The following is a 1876-nucleotide window of genomic DNA, read 5'->3' on the forward strand; positions in this document are numbered from 1 at the left end:
CCGCCCTCGCCGCCGACCCGGTCGGCACCAGCGCGGACGCCGGCGCCGCTGACCAGGCGGCCGGGGCGTTGCCGGGGGTGGCGCTGGTCGGGGCCGGGCCCGGGGATCCGGAGCTGATCACCGTGCGGGGGCGGCGGCTGCTGCACCGGGCGGACGTGGTGGTGGTGGACCGGCTGGCCCCGCAGCTGCTGCTGGACCAGCTCGGCGACGACGTCACGGTGGTGGACGCGGCGAAGTTCCCGCGCGGCGCCCAGGTCGGCCAGGACGCCATCACCCGCGCCATCCTGGACCACGCGCTGGCCGGCCGCTACGTGGTGCGGCTGAAGGGCGGCGACCCGTTCGTCTTCGGCCGCGGCGGCGAGGAGCTGGAGGCCTGCCGCGAGGCCGGCGTCGAATGCCGCGTGGTCCCGGGCGTCACCGCCGCCTTCGCCGCCGCCGCCGCCGCCGGCGCGCCGCTGACCCATCGCGGGCAGGCCCAGGCCGTCACCTTCGTCACCGGCCACGCCGCCAGGGGCGAGGTTCCGGAGCTGGACTGGCCCGCCCTCGCCAGGCCCAACCAGACGGTGGTGGTCTACATGGGCCTGTCCACCGCCGGCCTGATCGCCGGCCGGCTGATGGACGCCGGCCGCGACCCCGCCACGCCGGCGCTGATCGTCGAGAACGCCTCGCGCGCCGACGAGCGCCGCCGCACCACGACCCTGGGCGGCCTGGCCGCCGCCGCCGCCGGCCTGACGGGGCCGGCGCTGCTGGTCGTGGGCGAGGCGATGGCGCTGGCGCAGGCCGGGGACGCCGAAAGCGGACTCGACGCCGCCGCGAACCTCGCTATGGGTGCGCGCCGTCGCAGCGAGGGCGAGGGAAGATCATGAGGGCGCTGACCGCCAACCGGCTCGTCGACGGCGAGGTGGTGTTCTGGAACCACGGCCGCTGGGTCGAGCGGTTCGCCGACGCCCAGTTGTTCGGCGAGGCCGACGCCGAGGCCGCGGAGGCCGCCGAGGGCCACGCCAAGGCCCAGCCCACCGTGGTCGTCGAGCCCTACCTGATCGACCTGGTCGAGGCCGGCGACGTCTGGGCCCCGCTCAGCTACCGCGAGCGCCTGCGGGCGCTGGGCCCCACCAACCACCACGACCACGGCAAGCAGATCGAGGGCGGCGCTGTCGTCGAGGCGCTGCTGCACGCATCCGGCGCGGCCCGCTCCAAGGGCCGGGTCGACCTGATCAAGCGCAAGTGAGGCGCGATGTACCGCTACGACGCCATTGACCGCGAGTTCCTGGCCGACCGGGCCGACGAGTTTCGCGAGCAGGTCGCCCGCCGCCTGTCCGGCGACCTGACCGAGGACCAGTTCAAACCCCTGCGGCTGATGAACGGCCTCTACCTGCAGCTGCACGCCTACATGCTGCGGATCGCCATCCCCTACGGCTCGCTGGACGCGCGCCAGCTGCGCAAGCTGGCCTGGATCGCGCGCACCTACGACAAGGGCTACGGCCACTTCACCACGCGCACCAACCTGCAGTTCCACTGGATCAGGCTGGCCGACGCGCCGGACATCCTCGACCACCTGGCCAGCGTCGACATGCACGCCATCCAGACGTCGGGGAACTGCATCCGCAACGTCACCGCCGACCCCTACGCCGGGGCGACGGCGGAGGAGATCGACGACCCGCGCGTCTGGGCCGAGGCGATCCGCCAATGGTCCACCGTGCACCCGGAATTCAACTGGCTGCCGCGGAAGTTCAAGATCGCGGTCACCGCCGCGGCCAAGGACCGCACGGCGGCTAAGACCCACGACATCGGCCTCAACCTCAAGCGGTCCCGTGACGGCGCGCTGGGCTTCGAGGTGATGGTTGGCGGCGGCCTGGGGCGCATGCCCTACATCGGC

General features: G+C 74.0%; 2 protein-coding genes and 1 pseudogene. All 3 read left to right on the forward strand.

Annotation, left to right across the window (positions count from 1 at the left end; genetic code table 11):
* Positions 1-866, forward strand: an 866-nt coding sequence (gene cobA / locus VGL30_RS09400; protein ID WP_331539213.1) for a uroporphyrinogen-III C-methyltransferase, incomplete at its 5' end; no start/stop codon positions are given.
* Positions 863-1228, forward strand: a complete 366-nt coding sequence (locus VGL30_RS09405; protein WP_331539215.1) for a DUF2849 domain-containing protein — start codon at positions 863-865, stop codon at positions 1226-1228. The genes cobA and VGL30_RS09405, both read left to right, overlap by 4 nt.
* A 6-nt stretch (positions 1229-1234) precedes the next feature.
* Positions 1235-1876, forward strand: a pseudogene (locus tag VGL30_RS09410) (nitrite/sulfite reductase); the annotation flags it as partial.

The sequence above is a fragment of the Phenylobacterium sp. genome, assembly GCF_036502675.1.
Classification (GTDB): Bacteria; Pseudomonadota; Alphaproteobacteria; order Caulobacterales; family Caulobacteraceae; genus Phenylobacterium.

Excerpts from the sequence above, each read along its gene's own strand:
- VGL30_RS09405 (WP_331539215.1), top strand. The coding sequence starts at position 863 with ATGAGGGCGCTGACCGCCAACCGGCTCGTCGACGGCGAGGTGGTGTTC.